Here is a 16,325-nt window from a genome sequence, read left to right on the forward strand (position 1 = left end):
TCCTTTGTTCGTTGTAGGCGTTACCAGACTTGTCAGCTGAACGTTTTCACGCGTTGCCACTCTTGTTTCAAAATAACTTGAGTAATGGCGACGATTTCATCGTTCAGTTTTGAAGGTGACTTCTTCGCTTCAATCGCCACCATGGTCTTGTCTAGCAAGCTTGAAAGCGTTTGAGAATGCTCTTCATTGGGATTAATCAGCAAGTGAATTTTGGCATACAGTTTTTCGGTGTCTTGTACGGCTTTGTTATAGGTACACGACCACTGATAGAGCTCTTTCATTGCAAATTGCGGATCTTTCATATCAGTAAGAATGTCCTCAAATCCATCTTTGATTTTGTGCAAATCCCAGATGGCGTTCGTTGCTGATACGAAATCAGCGATGTCGCTTCTTAACGAATGAATCCATTGTTGTCTGCTCTCTGCTACGATTTTTGCTTTTTCAAACTCAACATCAATGGTTGGGTTGATTGTTGGCATTACTGGACGTGACGATTCTTTTGCCAAAGCGGTGGCGTTTTTGATCGCTTTACGGTTAGAAATCAGCACTATGATTGAGGTTAGAATGAAAGCAGCGATCAATATCCAGTCTGTATTAAAAGGCGTTTCTGCTGCTGAAACAGAAGGCTTAGCAGTGGACACGACGGTAGTAGCAACTTGTTTTTGGGGGTCAGTGTCCACTGTGTTTTGCTGCTGAGGTGTCGTAATCACCAGCAGTTCAGCCTCTTGGGCAGGCTGAGTTTTGACTTCCGAGTCGGTTAAGTTATCACTTTGCAATATGGCAGCGGTCATCGTTTCTTTTTGTTTGACTTCGGAGTCAAGTGAATCGATGTTAGTGGTTTTCGTTGCCACAGCTTCCTCAGGATTCACTTTTTTCTCTGTTGTTTGCACCTTTGAAACAGCCTTAGGCTGTTCAATCTCTGTTGTGGTTGAAACCGTGGGTGACGTAGTCGCCGGCTCGATGATAATTAACTCTTCGGAAGCGGTGTTCTCTGTTGGTTGATTCCCCTTTTCTTCCGTCGCTTTGATTTCATCTTGTGTTGCAGCGGGCTCAGAGCCATCAACTGGTTGAACGGTGGACACTAAGGTGTCTGTATGCAAAGTGCTCATGGCTTTTTTTACCTCAAAATTCTCGATGTCACCTTTGCGTTATTGGATCTCTGTGTTCAATTGTCCCTAGTTTCAGATCAGTACCAACTTCCAGAGAGGCACTTAAAAGAGCCGCGTCCGTGAAGTAGCAAACGTGATAGACATAGCGTTATAGGGGAGCCATTTTGCCGAAATATTTCTCAGATGAATGCAGCCATTTGCATTCATGTTTCATCAGAAAATGCTGAAAAATAGTGAAATGCTGCTTTTAACGGATTCGGTTGGGCGTTGAACAACGTATTTACGTTGGCTTTGCTTAACCAGTCAGTAAATAGGAAATGAAGAAAAGGGGCATTTCGCCCCTTTTGGATTTTAGTTGTACACATCAATGAGCTATTAATTAGCAATATTCAACTAACTGATAGTGATGCGGTGGTCTTCCACTTGTTGCGTTTCTAGCTTAGGAACAACCACAACCAACACGCCATCCTCAAATTCTGCGTAAATGTCTTTTGGATTTACGTTTTCGCTTAAAGAAAAACTGCGTACCATCTTTCCTTCATAACGTTCTTTGTGGATGACTTTGTTCTGATCTGTATTTTCTTCGGTTTTACTGGTGGAGGCTTCAATTGTTAGCGCACCATTTTTATAGGTAATGATCACATCATCTTTAGCAACTCCCGGCAAATCGGCAATGATTTCAAATGCGGTTTCTTTTTCAATCACATCAACGCGAGGTGAAAAAGCCTCCGCATCAAATCGAGTACGAATTGATGGGAATGCATGATCAAATACGCGATAGAAATCAGACCATGAATCACGAGGAATTAAGCTCATCATAACCTCCCATTTTCTATCTTTTACTACCTTAATAATTGTAGTTCTTGTGGTGTCGGGTGAAGGGGAAATTGAACTTTGATTGATCAAAATCAAGCTCAATTCAAGCGGAAAAAATACGAATTCAAGCCGGCACGGCATCTCGAAATCTTGTCATTAAATAGCCTTATTTCTGTAACCCATTTTTCATGTTAGCTGCGTAGGTTATGCCGGTCTTAAAAATAGTGTTCATTGGTGAATGCCGGAGAACTAAGTGGTTAATTGAGCGGGAAATGATGGCAAGAGTGACTCACGATTTTGATGTGTTGATTATTGAACTACTGCAACAGCAGGGCTTCATCAAAAAAGAAGCAGAAGCTTACTTAAAGAATGAAGTTTACCGTTTAGAGCCGGAACAAATTCAGAAAATAAAAAACTACGCCAAGCATTTTGGTTTATCAGCTAAAGAGAAATTGATTCAGGAAATACTGGATCTACGCAGGGAAACTTTGTTTAACAAACTGTCTAAGAAGTCAGAGAAAATAGAGTGCTTCTAAAATACATAGTGATTGACTCAGCTAAAGGTTTCAGAAGGCACTCTGTTAGTGTTTACTTACCGACAAACGCAACGATAACTTTGTCTTCTCCTAGGGTGCGAGAAAATACGTAAGGGCTATCTTGTTTCGAAGACGCTTGTTTTATCACTTGGTGTTTGCCCGCACCGATGGCTGGGTGACGCTGCCTGAATTGTCCAACGGTTTGCCAGTGTTTCAATAACCCTTGGCGCTCGGCATCCAGTTTCCACACCATATCTGAGCGGGTTCCTTGATGGAAATCATCCGCGTAAGGGCCTAAGTCTCTCGCGACTTCATCCCCGTAGTAAACCTGAACCGCGCCGGGATTTAATAACAGAGCGTTAGCGGCGTTGCGTTGCATTTCAAATGATTTGAAACGGCTAAAAAACAGCTCGGTATCGTGTGAAGACATATAGCTTACAGCATTGAAATCCGCTTCTTGTTGCAGCGTTTTCGCGTTCGCCTGATAGACACTCTCCATTTGGCTAAAACAGGTTGCGCCTTTGTCCATTTTCTTTTGCACATCAAAGTTGATCAGCGCATCGAAACCATCATCGAAATACGGGCTGCGATAAGCACCATGCCCCCACACTTCGCCCATCATCCAAAAGGGTTCGCCTTTCTTACCGTGTTCTTTGCGCCACTGGTTAAGATTATCGCTGGCGGCTTGTTTCAGACGTTTCCAAACATTACCTTCAACGTGTTTCACTGTATCTACACGGTAACCATCAATACCAAAGCGCTTGACCCAGTCGCTCTGCCATTCAATTAGATAGTCAGAAACGGTGAAGTTGTCTTGTGCCTTCACTCTTGTTCCGGCGTTTTCCAGCAGCCATTTAGGTGGTTTAACGAATTCAGTAGACTCAGTGCGAAAATCTGGCAGGCCAGCCAGTGTCATGGTGATATCGCCTGAGCCCGGTTTAGGATAGCCCGGCAATCCTGCGCGAACCCAGTCGCCTCCCCACCAGTCTTTCCAGTTGTTGCTGTTGTAATCAATGAACTGGTGGAAGCTATGCCAATTCTCACCAGCAGAACTTGATGGTGCCCAATCGGCCCATTTCGCTGGCAGCGCTGAACCGTCTACGACGTTGATTTTATCGACTTGTAAATCAGCCAGTGTCGCGTAACCAGAGTGGTTAATAACCGCATCGAGCAGAATTTTTATGCCGCGTTTATGAGCTTCTTCAACCAGTGTTTTTAAGTCTTCATCGACACCAAAGTTTTCATCGATTTTGGTGAAATCGCGAGTCCAGTAACCGTGGTAGCCATAGAACGGGAACGAGCCGCTTTCTCCACCACCCACAAATCCGTGGATTTGTTCCACAATCGGAGAGAGCCAAATGGCGTCTGTACCCAAGCTTTTGATGTAGTCCAGCTTTTCAATTACACCTTTGAGATCACCACCGTGGAAGGTGCCGACTTCATCTTTGCCATCTTTCTTTCGCCCATAACTGTTGTCGTTACGGGGATCGCCGTTGTTAAAACGGTCGACCATGACGAAATAGATATTGGCATTACGGTAGTTGAATGGCTGAGGTTTGGTTTCAACTGGCTCTAGTAAAATTAAGCCACCGCTGTTCGCTTGCGGGGTTAGTGACACGGCACCTTGTTTTACCGTCACTACTTTGCCACTGAAAGCATCTCTTAATTGTGCTCCGTTTGCGAAAGTACCACCGACCTTGATGGTGACTTCGCCGCCAGAGTATTTCTCACAGGTAACATTCGGAAGAGGACGCTTAAACTCACTCTTGGCCGATTTCTTTGCCTGACGAACAAACGTTAGCGTTTGTGCTTTGTCGTCATAGCTAAATGCGTAATCGCCAGTGAAGCGAATTTTAAGTGGCAGCGTGGTCGCTCCTGCACAGTTCAGGGTTACAGGAGTATTGAATTTGATGCTTGACGTTTTACCCGCCTGACAGTTTCCCTCCAAACCCGTCACCGTTAGTGTGTAGCTATCTTTGGTTAATGGAATCACTAACGGGTTTTGGCTGTCTAATGGGAAGTCACGGCTATTGGTTGTCGTGGCTATGGTCAGGTTTGGTGCCGCGAAAGCACTTGGAATAATGGCACATAAGGCAAGGGTTACAGTTTTTAGTTTCATCGTCACGTCCATATGGGATCTTATAGTCCCTCTAGGTAAACAGATTTTAGGATAAATCGATTAAAGACTAAGCACATCCTTCCTTGGCCTACGCCTTAAGAGCTTGAAGTAGTTCACAAAAGAGAATTTGGGGGCGTAGTTTACTTGGCTCTTGTAGAAAGTGTTGAAAAGGCTAACACTAATGGCAGCAAAGAGGGGTTCACTTATGTGGAAATGGCTAGTCATCCTATTTTGGAGTGGGGGAGCTTTGGCTGCGCACCCAAACTTTCTATTGCCATTTATCAGTGGCGATCAGCGGTGGCCAACGCAACTCGAACTCCGTCAAACCGGAGCATGGTTGGAGTGCAGTGAAGATATTTTTGTCACTTCTTGGTGTGGCGATGAGTTTAATTATTACACCTTAAAAGTGTGGCCAGAAGCCACCGGAGAGCAAGAAGGAGAAATCCAAACCTTTACTTTGCATAGTTCCTATTCGACCAATGATTGGAGTCTGTTCCAATTGAATCTGCGTAAAGATGGTTTTCAACTGCAAAGCATCCAACTTGGAGAGGAGCTGTTTTCAATCCGTGACCGTTTGAAGACTGCGTCGACTCGTGAGGTTGATAAGGCCTTGGTATTGTTTATTAATCGCCACGCCCAATCTTTTCCTAAAATTCTAGATTGGCAAAAAGGTAACGTTCTGGCACAGCTTGTCACGGACGGAAAAAACGTTGATGTCCAGTTTACTCGTTCGGAGTAATCGCTGAAGGCTGGCGCTGCAGAAAATTTGCCATTGAGGTTTCGTCTAAATAACCATCGGCCTTTTTATGCGCTCGTAAATACTGATAGCCAGCAATTATCTGTCGCTGTTGATCGCGCTTCTCTTGGTTCAGGCTTTCTCCTGTAACAAATTGATATGCAAGACAATAAGCTTCCATATCAACCACTTCTGCTTTTCGGTAGAGATACCCACAGCCAGTCGCTAACCATTCCAGCGAACAGTTAGCGCGAATGGCGATCTGATTTGCTTTTGCTAAGCTAGGCTCACTGCCTTTTAGATATTTTCGGATCAGACCTTCCGACAGATCAACGCGCCGTGCAAAACCGCTGATGCTTTCTTCGCCAATTAATTCTTGTAAACGTGTAGAAAAAGTCACAACTTCGTACTCCAGTTCGAACTTCTATAGTTTATCGGTTGAGGCGATGGTTAAACAAGCTTAGGATGAGCCGGTCGGATTAAGGAGTAATATTATGGTTGCAAAAGTGACAATCGCCCCGCAAGGACCAGACTTTTCAGAACTGGTTCAAGGGTATTGGCGTTTGGCCGATTGGGGAATGACTCCTCAAGAGCGCCTGACGTTTATCAAGCAGCACCTAGAGTTAGGTATCACGACTGTTGATCATGCGGACATTTACGGTAACTACGAGTGTGAAGCTTTGTTTGGTGAAGCTTTGGCGTTAGAACCATCCCTACGTGACCAAATGCAGATCATAACTAAGTGTGATATCCAGCTTTGCAGTGATAAGCACCCAGAACGCAAAATTAATCACTATGACACCAGTTCTGCACACATCTACCAATCGGTGAATAACTCGCTGGAACGTTTGGGTGTGAACGAGATTGACGTATTGTTGATCCACCGTTTAGATGTCTTGCTTGATGCGGATGAAGTGGCAGAAGCGTTTGCTGAGCTGCACAAAGTTGGTAAGGTGAAACACTTCGGCGTTTCAAATTTCACACCGTCTCAGTTCTCACTGCTTCAATCTCGTCTGGGTAAACCACTGGTGACCAATCAGGTAGAGATTAACCCGCTTAACTTTAATGTTGCCGATGACGGTACATTAGACCAACTTCAAATGCTGCGTACCCGCCCTATGGCATGGTCATGTCTAGGTGGTGGCGAGATCTTTAAAGGTCAATCAGAGCAAGCTGTTCGTGTACGTAACGTGCTAGAAGAACTGCGTGAAGAGATAGGTGCTGAAAGCATCGACCAAGTGATCTACGCTTGGGTTCGTCGTCTACCTTCTAAGCCACTTGCAATTGTTGGCTCAGGTAAGATTGAACGCGTTCAATCGGCGGTGGCTGCACTGGACTTAGAACTGACTCGTGAGCAATGGTACCGAGTTTGGGTTGCTTCTAAAGGTCACGGTGTGCCATAGAAAGTACTTGAATCAGTCTTTTTGAATAGAAACCGCTCCCTGTCATGAATGTGACAGGGAGTTTTTTATAACCATTATCTGAGTCATACCGCTCCAGCCTTTCACTCTTGCTGGATTCATCCCTATTAATTGGCCAGTCAGTTCACGCACCTGTCTCATTTGTCTTTTGTCGCACTTTGTCTGTTTCGATTGTTCGGAAGCCGACAAACCAAGCGACAAATTGTCGTGTTATCTCTGGTTGTTTTGTGACCTCCTTCAAATTCTTATAGTAAATCAACCTGTTAGCGAGGTCTGTAGTCTGGATTGGTAATTGCACTGGATTAGCCAATGAAGACGTTATGAAAAAGTTGATGTTGTAACAATACGGTTTCAGTAAAGCGCCAAACCAACGCAATGGAAGCGGGTGTCGGAAAAACGAAGGAGCGGTTATGTGGGATTATTCAGAGAAAGTTAAAGAACACTTCTTTAACCCAAGAAATGCCAAGTTGGTAGCAGAGGCTAACGCACGGGGCGATGTGGGTTCGCTTAGCTGCGGAGACGCTCTAAGTTTGACTCTTAAAGTCGATCCAGAAACAAACATTATTCAGGATGCAGGTTTTCAAACTTTTGGTTGCGGCAGCGCAATCGCCTCTTCTTCTGCATTAACTGAGATGATCATTGGCAAATCCATTGATGATGCGTTGGCGATCACCAATAAAGATATCGCTGATTTTCTTGATGGTTTACCGCCAGAAAAAATGCACTGCTCGGTCATGGGTATGGAAGCTCTGCATGCGGCAGTGGCGAATTACCGAGGTGAAACGCTCGAAGACGATCACGAAGAAGGGGAACTGATTTGTAAGTGTTTCGCGATAGATGACCTAATGATCAAACGTGTGGTGGCTGCCAATAATCTCACCACTCTTGAAGAAGTCGTCAATTACACCAAAGCAGGTGGTGCTTGTACTTCATGCCACGAAAAGATCGAATGGGTATTGGAAGAGTGTTTGGCAGAGAGAGCAAAAGCACCTGCTTCGTCCCAAAATATGGGTGTAAAGCCTGCCATAACAGCGGTTGAAGCAAACAAAGAGTCTGAAAGTGATGCGTCAGTAAGCCCTGAAATCATTGCGCTGATTGAAAAAATTATTGAAGAAGTCCGCCCAGCCGTGCAAGCGGATGGTGGGGATATCAGCTTAGTCGATGTGGAAGATTATGTTGTGTTTGTTTCACTAACAGGTGCGTGTACCGGATGCGGATTGTCGGGGCTCACTCTGGCTAATGTTGAACACAAGATCAACCGAGCGTTGGGTGAGTCTTATACGGTTTTTCCGGTACAAGAAGCCCCACAAATGGCAACCAAGAAAGAGGGAACTTACGATGTCTAATATTCAACCGATGATCTATTTAGATAACAATGCAACGACGCGCATTGACCCACGAGTCTTGGACGTAATGATCCCTTATCTTGATGAATTTTATGGCAACCCTTCATCCATTCATCGCTTAGGCGCTCGTGTTGGTCAGGCTCTAGAAATAGCCAGAGAGCAGGTGCAACAGCTACTTGGCGCGAAGCATTCAAGCGAAGTGATTTTTACCTCTTGTGCGACAGAAGCAACCACTACGGCTATTTTGTCTGCATTGGAAGCCAATCCGGAACGACGTGAGATTGTGACTTCTGTGGTTGAACATCCCGCCACTTTGCAACTTTGTCAAAACCTTGAACGCAAAGGCTACAAAGTGCATTGGATTGAGGTAGACGGTAAAGGCAAAATTGACTTAGAAGCCTATGCGCAATCTCTAAGCGAAAACGTTGCGATTGTATCGATGATGTGGGCAAACAATGAAACAGGCACTCTGTTCCCTGTTGAGTCGATGGCGATGATGGCAAAAAGTGTTGGCGCACAAATGCATGTTGACGCGGTACAGGTGGCAGGTAAACGTATGATCAACGTGCATGAAACGGAAATTGATATGTTGTCGATTTCCGGTCACAAGTTCCATGCTCCAAAAGGGATTGGTGCTTTGTATCTGCGTCGTGGTACGCGTTTCCGTCCATTACTGCGTGGCGGTCATCAGGAGCGTGGTCGCAGAGCGGGCACTGAAAATGCAGCCTCTGCCATCGCTATGGGTAAAGCGGCGGAGCTGGCTTATCAAGCTATTGATACCGAGCTTCACCGAATCAAACTGCTGCGTGATCGTTTAGAGCAAGGTTTGCTTGCTCGAATTCCCAATACCTTTGTCACTGGCAATCCTAAACAACGTGTTGCCAATACCACCAATATTGCGGTGGAGTTTATTGAAGGTGAAGCCCTTTTGTTAATGATGAACCAAGTGGGTATTGCAGCGTCGTCGGGTTCGGCTTGTACATCCGGTTCATTAGAACCTTCACACGTGATGAAAGCGATGAAGATTCCATTCACTGCGGCACATGGCACTTTGCGTTTCTCATTATCTCGTTTTACCAAAGATGAAGACATCGATTATGTGCTTGAGCAACTTCCACCGATTGTGCATCGTCTGCGTCAAATGTCCCCCTATTGGGATAACGCCACCAATGCAGGTAACGTTGAAGAGTTTGCTCCAACGTACGCCTAGCAAAGGTGTGTGGTGATTAGGGAAGGACTCCCAGCAGTGAGTAAATATTTGAGAGCAAAGGAATGGTGCGAGTATGGTTACAGGGATAGCAGAACCCATTCATAGGTCAGTCATTATCAATGACACCACACTTCGAGACGGTGAACAGGGACCGGGAGTGGCGTTCACCATTGAAGAGAAAATGCACATTGCTATGTTGCTCGAAATGGCAGGTGTGCCTGAATTGGAAGTGGGTATTCCCGCGATGGGCGCAGAAGAACAATATGTGATTAGTTCGGTTTGTCATTCGCTCAGCACTGCACGGACTATGGGTTGGTGTCGTATGTTAGAGCACGACGTTCACTGCGCTTCCGGTCTTGGTTTAGACTGGGTTGATCTTTCTATTCCAGTCTCCATTCAACAGATTCGAAACAAACTCAATCTCACTCCCAAAGCTCTGTTTGAGCGTTGTGAAAGGGTGATTCACCAAGCATTAAATGCGGGTTTGAAAGTCTGTGTCGGAATGGAGGATGCTTCTCGTGCCGACATCAATATGCTCTATCGGGTTGCAGAAGTAGCGGAGCGTTGTGGTGCCGCACGAGTTCGTTTTGCAGACACCAACGGCATCCTCGATCCGTTTTCGACTTACCAAGTTATCAGCCAACTGCATGCTCATACTGACTTGGACATTGAGATGCACGCACACAATGACCTTGGGTTAGCAACCGCGAACTCTTTAGCGGCTATTCGTGCAGGAGCGGCATCCGTCAATACTACGGTTAATGGGCTAGGAGAGCGTGCGGGTAATGCCGCGTTAGAAGAAATCTCCGTCGCGCTCACTGTGTTACAACAGTCGCCTACCAACATCGACTTGCGCCAGCTACCGACCATTTGCAGTTACGTACATCTGGCTTCTGGGAGACCTCAAACTGCGCAAAAAGCGATCACTGGCGATGTGGTGTTCACCCATGAGTCGGGTATTCACGTTGATGGATTGTTGAAAGACATTAATAACTATCAAGGTTTCTCGCCTTCACTGATTGGGCGTGAGCATCAACTCGTATTGGGCAAACATTCCGGTGTCAGTGCGATTATGCGTATTTATCGCGATATGGGGATAGTGCTGACTCAGTCGCAGTGCGAGCAGATAAAGCAGCAGCTTCGAGTTTGGTCTGAACAACGTAAAAGCGTTCCGACCACTGACGATCTGCTCGAGTTTGCCATTCATCACCAGCAAATCGCGTAGGGCTAAAGGTATGTATTTAGAGTTAGAGAGCGATTTTACTGAACAGCTGGCGTTGCTCGAAACCGCAGAAGATTTTCTCGACTACTTCGTTGTGGATTACGACCCTGAGCTGGTGGAGAAAAAACATATACCACTACTGCGTTTGTTTCAGAAGTTATTGTCTTGCAAACCCAATGCCGATTACGCCACTTATCAGAGAACGCTTCGCTCGGCTTACAAACAAATAAGCTTAGGGCATGAGCCTATGATCTCGGCTGGTGGTTGCGCTAGTTGTGCCTCTGATTGTAGTGAATCTGGTGAGTAGGAGTGAACGAATGGACATGGATTACGGCTTCGACACGGTACGCTTTGCACCTGGCAGCGAGGTCAGGATTGTTCGCAATATCCGCAATGACGGCAGCTTTCAGGACTTTGCTAAAGGGGATTTGTTAGTTGAAGCTGGAACTATCGGTATTGTGCGTAGTTACGGATATTTTTTACAAACACAGGTGATCTATCAGGTATTTATCCCAACGCAAAACCGAGTGATCGGGGTACGAGATAGCGAAGTCATCGATGCTGAATTGGATTGGGTTCCTTGCTTATTTCGCTCAATGGATAAAGCCAGATTAACCTGCAGTTTACGAATGTTCGGTGAGCCTTTAGCTAACAAGGGAGATGTGATTGAGGTTCACCGAGTCTATCGAGACTTAGACGATGGCACTGTGAGCTTTGAAGTGAAATTTGGGGCTCACTTCGTCAAACTCGATTCAACACGACTGGAGCCTGTCGCGTGATCAGGGAGGAAAGCATGGAAGCTTATCAACGCAATTATTTAACCGCCAAAATCGCCACAGACATGTACAAACTCAACCCTGAATGGCTTTCAAGTATGCAGAGAGTCAAGGTGGATGAACAGGTTGAACGTTTGTTTCGGGTACAAAAGGCCATCTTGGGTAGCAGCGAAGCAAACTTCGTTGCGGTATCGGCACAAGAAATCCAAACCGCTTTTGACAAGTTGGCAGAAGGATATCAATCCCAAAGTGATTTCAAAGCTGCAATGCAGGGGCAGCATTTGACGGAAGGCCAATTGAAGCAGGTGCTGAGTGAAGAACTGAAATGCGAAAAAGTGCTGGAGCTTATTTCGCAAGATATCCCTGAGCTTGATCAAGCCACTGCGCTTAAATACTTCAACGCACATCAACAGGAGTTTTCTCGCAGTGATATTTGGGAATTGAGCCAAATCCTGATCACAGTGAATAACGAGTTTTCAGAAAACCACCGTGATGAAGCGTGGCGTCGTATTCATGATGTAAAAAAACAGTGTGAATTTACCGCGTTCGGTACTCTGGCGATGAAATATTCTGAATGCCCCAGTGCGATGTCGAATGGTTACTTAGGGTGGTGTGAAGAAACCAAGCTATATCCGCAAATCGCAGCCTGTCTGTCTGAGATCAAACAGGGTGAAATGAGCGAAGTGATTGAAACTGAACTGGGTTTTCACTTAGTGCGGGTGCATCAACATAAGGGCGCACGTACCGCAACGTTTGAAGAAGCTTATCCGTTTTTGCAAAGAAAGCATGAGCAACGTGCGCGCCAGTTTTTGCAAAAACAGTGGCTCAGCCAGCTGTTACATACTGCCCCATTGTGTCGTTGATCCTACTTTTGGGATATTTAGGTGAGGATAAAAAATGAAGGGATTTCATCTCGTGACCGTGCGTGTTTCGCTGTATTTAATAGGTTTGATTGGCTTGATGATGAGTTCTATGACTGTTCAAGCCGAAGATGGCACGTTAGCGGTTGCTAATAACTTCTACGGTCCAATTCAAATGCTGGTGGATGACTTTGCGAAAGTGTCTGGTTATCAACTGAGTGTCAGCACGGGTTCCTCGGGGCAACTATATGCGCAAATCATCAATGGCGCACCGTTTGATTTGTTTTTTGCAGCCGACACAGCCCGACCAGAAAAGTTAGTCAATCAAGGGTTGGGGTTTGAGCAGTTTGTTTATGCGAGAGGCGTATTGGTGCTCTGGTCAAAAGAGGCTAACTATGACGTGAAAGAGCATATGTTGTTGGGTGATTACAACCACTTCGCTATTGCCGACCCTAAGTTAGCACCTTATGGTTTGGCCGCTCAGCAAGCGCTAAGCAAAATGGGGTTATGGGAGAGTATGACGCCGAAAATCGTGATGGGTAAAGGTTTGAATCCTACCTATCAATTTCTCTCTACTGGCAACGCGCAATTAGGCATGGTGGCGAAATCTCAAGTGTTTAAAAACGGTCAGTATATTGGTGGTTCAGTGTGGGAAGTTCCAGTCTCGGACTATGAGGCGATTGAACAGGCAGCGGTAACGCTCAAATCCGGTATTGATAAAGCGGCTATTGACGCGTTTCTGGAGTATTACTCAAGTGAGCGGGCACAGAAAATTGTCTCTAGTTTTGGTTACTTGCAGTAGCCAGAAGATTTGGCGTTGAAGCTAGAGGAAGCGCGCTATGTTAGTTATTGATACCCTTGTCATCACAACCACACTAAAACTGGCTTTTGTAGTGATGGTGACACTGCTGTTGATTGGCGTACCGATTGCGTGGTGGCTTTGTCATTCAACTTCGCGAGTGAAAGGGGTTGTAGAAGCGGTATTACTGCTTCCCTTAGTTTTGCCCCCAACGGTTCTGGGCTTTTACTTATTGTTGCTGCTTGGTCCCATTGGTTGGGTAGGTAGAACGTTGAATCAGCTTGGCGTAGCTCAACTGCCTTTTACGTTCACAGGCATTGCTATCGCCTGTACCTTGCATTCGTTTCCTTTTGTTATTCAGCCGCTCAAGAATTCTTTTCTCGCCATTGGGCGAAGACCGATGGAAGTGGCCGCAACGCTTCGCGCTTCACCTCTTGATACCTTTTTTAATGTTACCTTGCCCCTTGCTTGGCCAGGCGTATTTTCCGCCGCGATCATGGGGTTTTGCCATACTCTGGGTGAATTTGGCGTGGTGCTGATGATAGGCGGAAATATTCCCGGACAGACTCGCGTTATGTCGGTTGAAATATATAACAATGTTGAGGCATTGGAATATCTCAATGCGCATATCCTATCTGGTGGTTTGGTCGCTTTTTCCTTTGTGGCTCTGCTGATGATTCATTGGTTAAATCAAAAGCATCAGCAAAGGCTGGGGTAGCGGCTTATGGCGTACATCAATGCTGAGTTAAGTATTCGTTATGCGGATTTCAGTTTAGACGCCAATCTGATATTACCAGCACGCGGCATTACTGTTTTTTTTGGTCATTCGGGATGCGGAAAAACAACCTGTTTAAGAGCCATTGCGGGTCTGGAAAAACTGGAACAGGGGAAAGTCTCTGTAGCCGGCGAGGAGTGGCAAAACAGCGATACCCAGCAATTTGTTTCCACTCATAAACGTGATTTAGGTTATGTGTTTCAAGAGCCTGGGTTGTTTCCTCATTTAACTGTTGAGGCCAACTTGCTGTTTGGGGCTAAACGCATTTCCGCAAATAAGCAGCACGTAAACTTTGATGAAGTTACTGAATTATTAGGTATTACGTCATTACTGAAACGTTACCCCGCTCAGTTATCTGGGGGGGAAAAGCAACGTGTCGCAATTGGGCGGGCGCTTTTGACAAGCCCCAAGTTATTGTTGATGGATGAACCGCTTTCAGCTTTGGATCAAGCACGAAAGCAGGAGTTTTTGCCTTACCTTGAACGTCTGCATCGTGAGCTGGATTTACCCATTCTCTATGTCACACATTCGATGCAAGAATTGGCTCGATTGGCTGACCACATTGTGCTGTTTGATAACGGTTCGATAGTGGCAAGTGGCGACGCGCACAGCATCCTATCTGACCCGAAATTCGACGGATTATTTGGTGATGAAATTGGCAGTGTGTTTGATACCAAAGTTATTGCAATGTATGAAAATCGGATGACTGAGCTGGATTGTGACGGCTTAACCATCTGGGCTGTAGGATATATTGCGGAGCAGGGCGTAACCTATCGTTGCCGAATTTTGGCATCCGATGTAGGGCTTTCTTTGGAAGAACCTAAATTTTCCACTGTACTAAACCGTTTTTGCGCAACTATTTTAGACATTCAGACCACTCTCACAGAGGATGGTCAGGCGCTGGTGGTGTTAGAGCTTGAAAATCATCAACGACTGCTGTCCAAAATTACCCTTAAATCACTGTATGAACTTAACCTAAGCCAAGGTTTAAAAGTCTGGGCGTTAGTGAAATCGGTCGCGCTTTCTTGATGTCTGTTCAGCTTGCATTTTGTTTGGACTCTAATAGTGTAGGGTTGATATGGAATACAGACTAAGAACGCAAAATGGAAACAGAACAGCTACATGACCTAAACGCCAAACTGATTGAATTTGTGCCCCAGCACTATCCATTACTGATTGATTGGATTGATTCGGACGAGCTAAATTACCTGTGGGGTGGACCTCAGTTCGAATACCCGTTAACTATTGAACAACTTGAAATGCATTATGGGCAAGCTGCACCATCACCGTTTTTATTTGTAGTGAATGACGAGATAGTGGGCTTTATTGAGCTTTTTAAAGTGTCGGCTTGTGAACAAAGGTTATGCCGAGTTTTTATACACCCGACATGCCGAGGGAAAGGTTATGCGACCACAATGCTTGAGTTGGTCATCGCCAAAGCCAAAATGGCAGAGGAGCCGCAATCACTCTTTTTAGCGGTTTTCGCTCACAATCAGTCTGCTATCTCTTGCTACGAAAAGCTTGGCTTTAAGCCTTATGAAACGATCAGTGGCTTGCGTTTTTTCAAAGGAAAAAACTGGGATCTGATCAGAATGTCCCAGCGTGTATAGCGAGAGAGACAGCTTTACGCTTTATACCTTATTGGGTTTGTTGACGGATGCTGCCAATACTGAAAACAGCAAAATAGCTGCGCCTATCCATTGGATATTGGTTAGAGTTTCGTTTAACCACATCATCGAGAAGAGTGCGCCAAACAGTGGTTCACTGCCCATCAGCAATGAGGCTTTTGTCGGCGATATCTTCCTCACCGCATAGTTTTGCGCGTAGAACGCAAACAGAGTACAAAACAAAACCAAAAACGCAGTGACAAGCCAAAATTCATTAGTCGTCGGGATTTGAGACAACGGTTCTTGCGCTATCAAGCTTCCAACCAAATAAGCACTTACCGCCACTGCGAATGCTTGTATGCAAGTTAATGTGGTATTGGTTATCTGCTTTTTATCAGTAAGTTTCTTGGTCATGGTCACCATTAAAGCCCTCAAAGCGGCGGCAGTGAGAATGCAGAGATCGCCACTATTGAGTGATATACCCAAATCTTGATGGTATGTAAGAAGAAGTACACCAACGGTACTGATCACCGATAACAACAGTAGGCTTTGGCTCGGTTTGTTTTTGCTCAGCAGGCTATCGACCAAGGCCGTAAATATCACATTTAAACTGATAAGAAAGGCAGCATTCGACGCAGTTGTTTGGGAAACGCCGTACACTTCGAAGAAGAAAATCAGCGCCAAGATAACACCTGTCGGTAGCGCAACGTTCCAGTCCCTGTTCTTGCCTTGCTTAAAATCTTTTAAAGCTAATGGAAGCAATAAAAAACCAGTAAGCCCGAATCGGATAGCAATAAACATTGAGATACTGGTATAGGCGATGGCAGTTTTGGTTAAGCCATAACTGGTTCCCCAAACGATAGCAACCATCAGTAGCAAAAGCTCCGGCAGGGTGACCAACGATATTCTCGTTTTAATGGCTATGCTAGACATGTTTTCTTCCTTCTAAAATCGTTCTAATTTGACTCAATCACTATCCACTAGTACGTTATT

At 45.4% G+C, this 16,325-nt stretch carries 18 protein-coding genes; 13 read left to right on the plus strand and 5 right to left on the minus strand.

What is annotated here, in order from left to right; all coding sequences use genetic code 11:
* Positions 1-32 precede the first annotated feature (32 nt).
* Positions 33-1,109: a hypothetical protein gene (locus tag HUO09_RS06945; RefSeq protein ID WP_188233458.1), complete on the minus strand. Its 1,077-nt coding sequence runs from the start codon at positions 1,107-1,109 to the stop codon at positions 33-35.
* A 393-nt stretch (positions 1,110-1,502) separates the two neighbouring features.
* The gene (locus HUO09_RS06950) at positions 1,503-1,925 is read right to left on the minus strand and encodes an Hsp20/alpha crystallin family protein (RefSeq protein ID WP_042479459.1); all 423 of its coding nucleotides are present in this window, start codon (positions 1,923-1,925) and stop codon (positions 1,503-1,505) included.
* Positions 1,926-2,200: 275 nt separating this feature from the next.
* Between HUO09_RS06950 and HUO09_RS06955 the strand changes: the two genes are divergently transcribed.
* Positions 2,201-2,461: a hypothetical protein gene (locus tag HUO09_RS06955; protein WP_167412154.1), complete on the plus strand. Its 261-nt coding sequence runs from the start codon at positions 2,201-2,203 to the stop codon at positions 2,459-2,461.
* Between the two features lie 52 nt (positions 2,462-2,513).
* On the opposite strand, the gene HUO09_RS06960 is transcribed toward HUO09_RS06955, so the two are convergent.
* Positions 2,514-4,580 (minus strand): alpha-amylase, encoded by a 2,067-nt coding sequence (locus tag HUO09_RS06960; protein WP_188233459.1) that lies wholly within the window; start codon positions 4,578-4,580, stop codon positions 2,514-2,516.
* Between the two features lie 205 nt (positions 4,581-4,785).
* On the opposite strand from HUO09_RS06960, the gene HUO09_RS06965 reads away from it, so the two are divergent.
* Complete coding sequence (locus HUO09_RS06965) at positions 4,786-5,319, plus strand: hypothetical protein (RefSeq protein ID WP_188233460.1); 534 nt, start codon at positions 4,786-4,788, stop codon at positions 5,317-5,319.
* Here the strand turns inward: HUO09_RS06965 and HUO09_RS06970 are convergent.
* Positions 5,303-5,716, minus strand: coding sequence for an XRE family transcriptional regulator (locus tag HUO09_RS06970; RefSeq protein WP_188233461.1), 414 nt, complete (start codon positions 5,714-5,716; stop codon positions 5,303-5,305). The two genes, HUO09_RS06965 and HUO09_RS06970, sit on opposite strands and share 17 nt — an antisense overlap.
* Positions 5,717-5,810: 94 nt before the next feature.
* Here HUO09_RS06970 and HUO09_RS06975 point away from each other — a divergent pair, with 94 nt between their 5' ends.
* The 11 genes from HUO09_RS06975 to HUO09_RS07025 all read left to right on the plus strand — a co-directional run bounded on the left by HUO09_RS06975 (position 5,811) and on the right by HUO09_RS07025 (position 15,335).
* Entirely contained in the window at positions 5,811-6,719 is a 909-nt protein-coding gene (locus tag HUO09_RS06975; protein ID WP_167412133.1) for an aldo/keto reductase family oxidoreductase, read from the plus strand.
* A 428-nt stretch (positions 6,720-7,147) separates the two neighbouring features.
* Entirely contained in the window at positions 7,148-8,083 is a 936-nt protein-coding gene (nifU, locus tag HUO09_RS06980; RefSeq protein WP_188233462.1) for a Fe-S cluster assembly protein NifU, read from the plus strand.
* Positions 8,076-9,293: a cysteine desulfurase NifS gene (gene nifS / locus HUO09_RS06985; protein ID WP_188233463.1), complete on the plus strand. Its 1,218-nt coding sequence runs from the start codon at positions 8,076-8,078 to the stop codon at positions 9,291-9,293. Before nifU ends, nifS begins: the two co-directional genes overlap by 8 nt.
* A gap of 73 nt (positions 9,294-9,366) precedes the next feature.
* Entirely contained in the window at positions 9,367-10,518 is a 1,152-nt protein-coding gene (gene nifV / locus HUO09_RS06990) for a homocitrate synthase (RefSeq protein WP_167412136.1), read from the plus strand.
* 10 nt (positions 10,519-10,528) lie between these two features.
* The gene (locus HUO09_RS06995) at positions 10,529-10,822 is read left to right on the plus strand and encodes a nitrogenase-stabilizing/protective protein NifW (protein WP_167412137.1); all 294 of its coding nucleotides are present in this window, start codon (positions 10,529-10,531) and stop codon (positions 10,820-10,822) included.
* Between the two features lie 10 nt (positions 10,823-10,832).
* Positions 10,833-11,294, plus strand: a complete 462-nt coding sequence (locus HUO09_RS07000; RefSeq protein ID WP_223159338.1) for a nitrogen fixation protein NifZ — start codon at positions 10,833-10,835, stop codon at positions 11,292-11,294.
* Positions 11,295-11,308: 14 nt separating this feature from the next.
* Positions 11,309-12,154: a peptidylprolyl isomerase gene (locus tag HUO09_RS07005; RefSeq protein ID WP_188233464.1), complete on the plus strand. Its 846-nt coding sequence runs from the start codon at positions 11,309-11,311 to the stop codon at positions 12,152-12,154.
* Between the two features lie 34 nt (positions 12,155-12,188).
* Positions 12,189-12,953 (plus strand): molybdate ABC transporter substrate-binding protein, encoded by a 765-nt coding sequence (gene modA, locus HUO09_RS07010; RefSeq protein WP_188233465.1) that lies wholly within the window; start codon positions 12,189-12,191, stop codon positions 12,951-12,953.
* 37 nt (positions 12,954-12,990) lie between these two features.
* Positions 12,991-13,668 carry a molybdate ABC transporter permease subunit gene (gene modB, locus HUO09_RS07015; RefSeq protein ID WP_188233466.1) on the plus strand — a complete coding sequence of 226 codons (678 nt, stop codon included), beginning with the start codon at positions 12,991-12,993 and terminating at the stop codon, positions 13,666-13,668.
* Positions 13,669-13,674: 6 nt separating this feature from the next.
* Complete coding sequence (gene modC, locus HUO09_RS07020) at positions 13,675-14,754, plus strand: molybdenum ABC transporter ATP-binding protein (RefSeq protein WP_188233467.1); 1,080 nt, start codon at positions 13,675-13,677, stop codon at positions 14,752-14,754.
* A gap of 74 nt (positions 14,755-14,828) precedes the next feature.
* Complete coding sequence (locus HUO09_RS07025; RefSeq protein ID WP_188233468.1) at positions 14,829-15,335, plus strand: GNAT family N-acetyltransferase; 507 nt, start codon at positions 14,829-14,831, stop codon at positions 15,333-15,335.
* A gap of 21 nt (positions 15,336-15,356) precedes the next feature.
* Here the strand turns inward: HUO09_RS07025 and HUO09_RS07030 are convergent, their stop codons facing one another.
* Positions 15,357-16,265: a DMT family transporter gene (locus HUO09_RS07030; protein WP_188233469.1), complete on the minus strand. Its 909-nt coding sequence runs from the start codon at positions 16,263-16,265 to the stop codon at positions 15,357-15,359.
* Positions 16,266-16,325: the final 60 nt, after the last annotated feature.

This window comes from Vibrio sp. Y2-5, from assembly GCF_014596725.1.
Classification (GTDB): domain Bacteria; phylum Pseudomonadota; class Gammaproteobacteria; order Enterobacterales; family Vibrionaceae; genus Vibrio.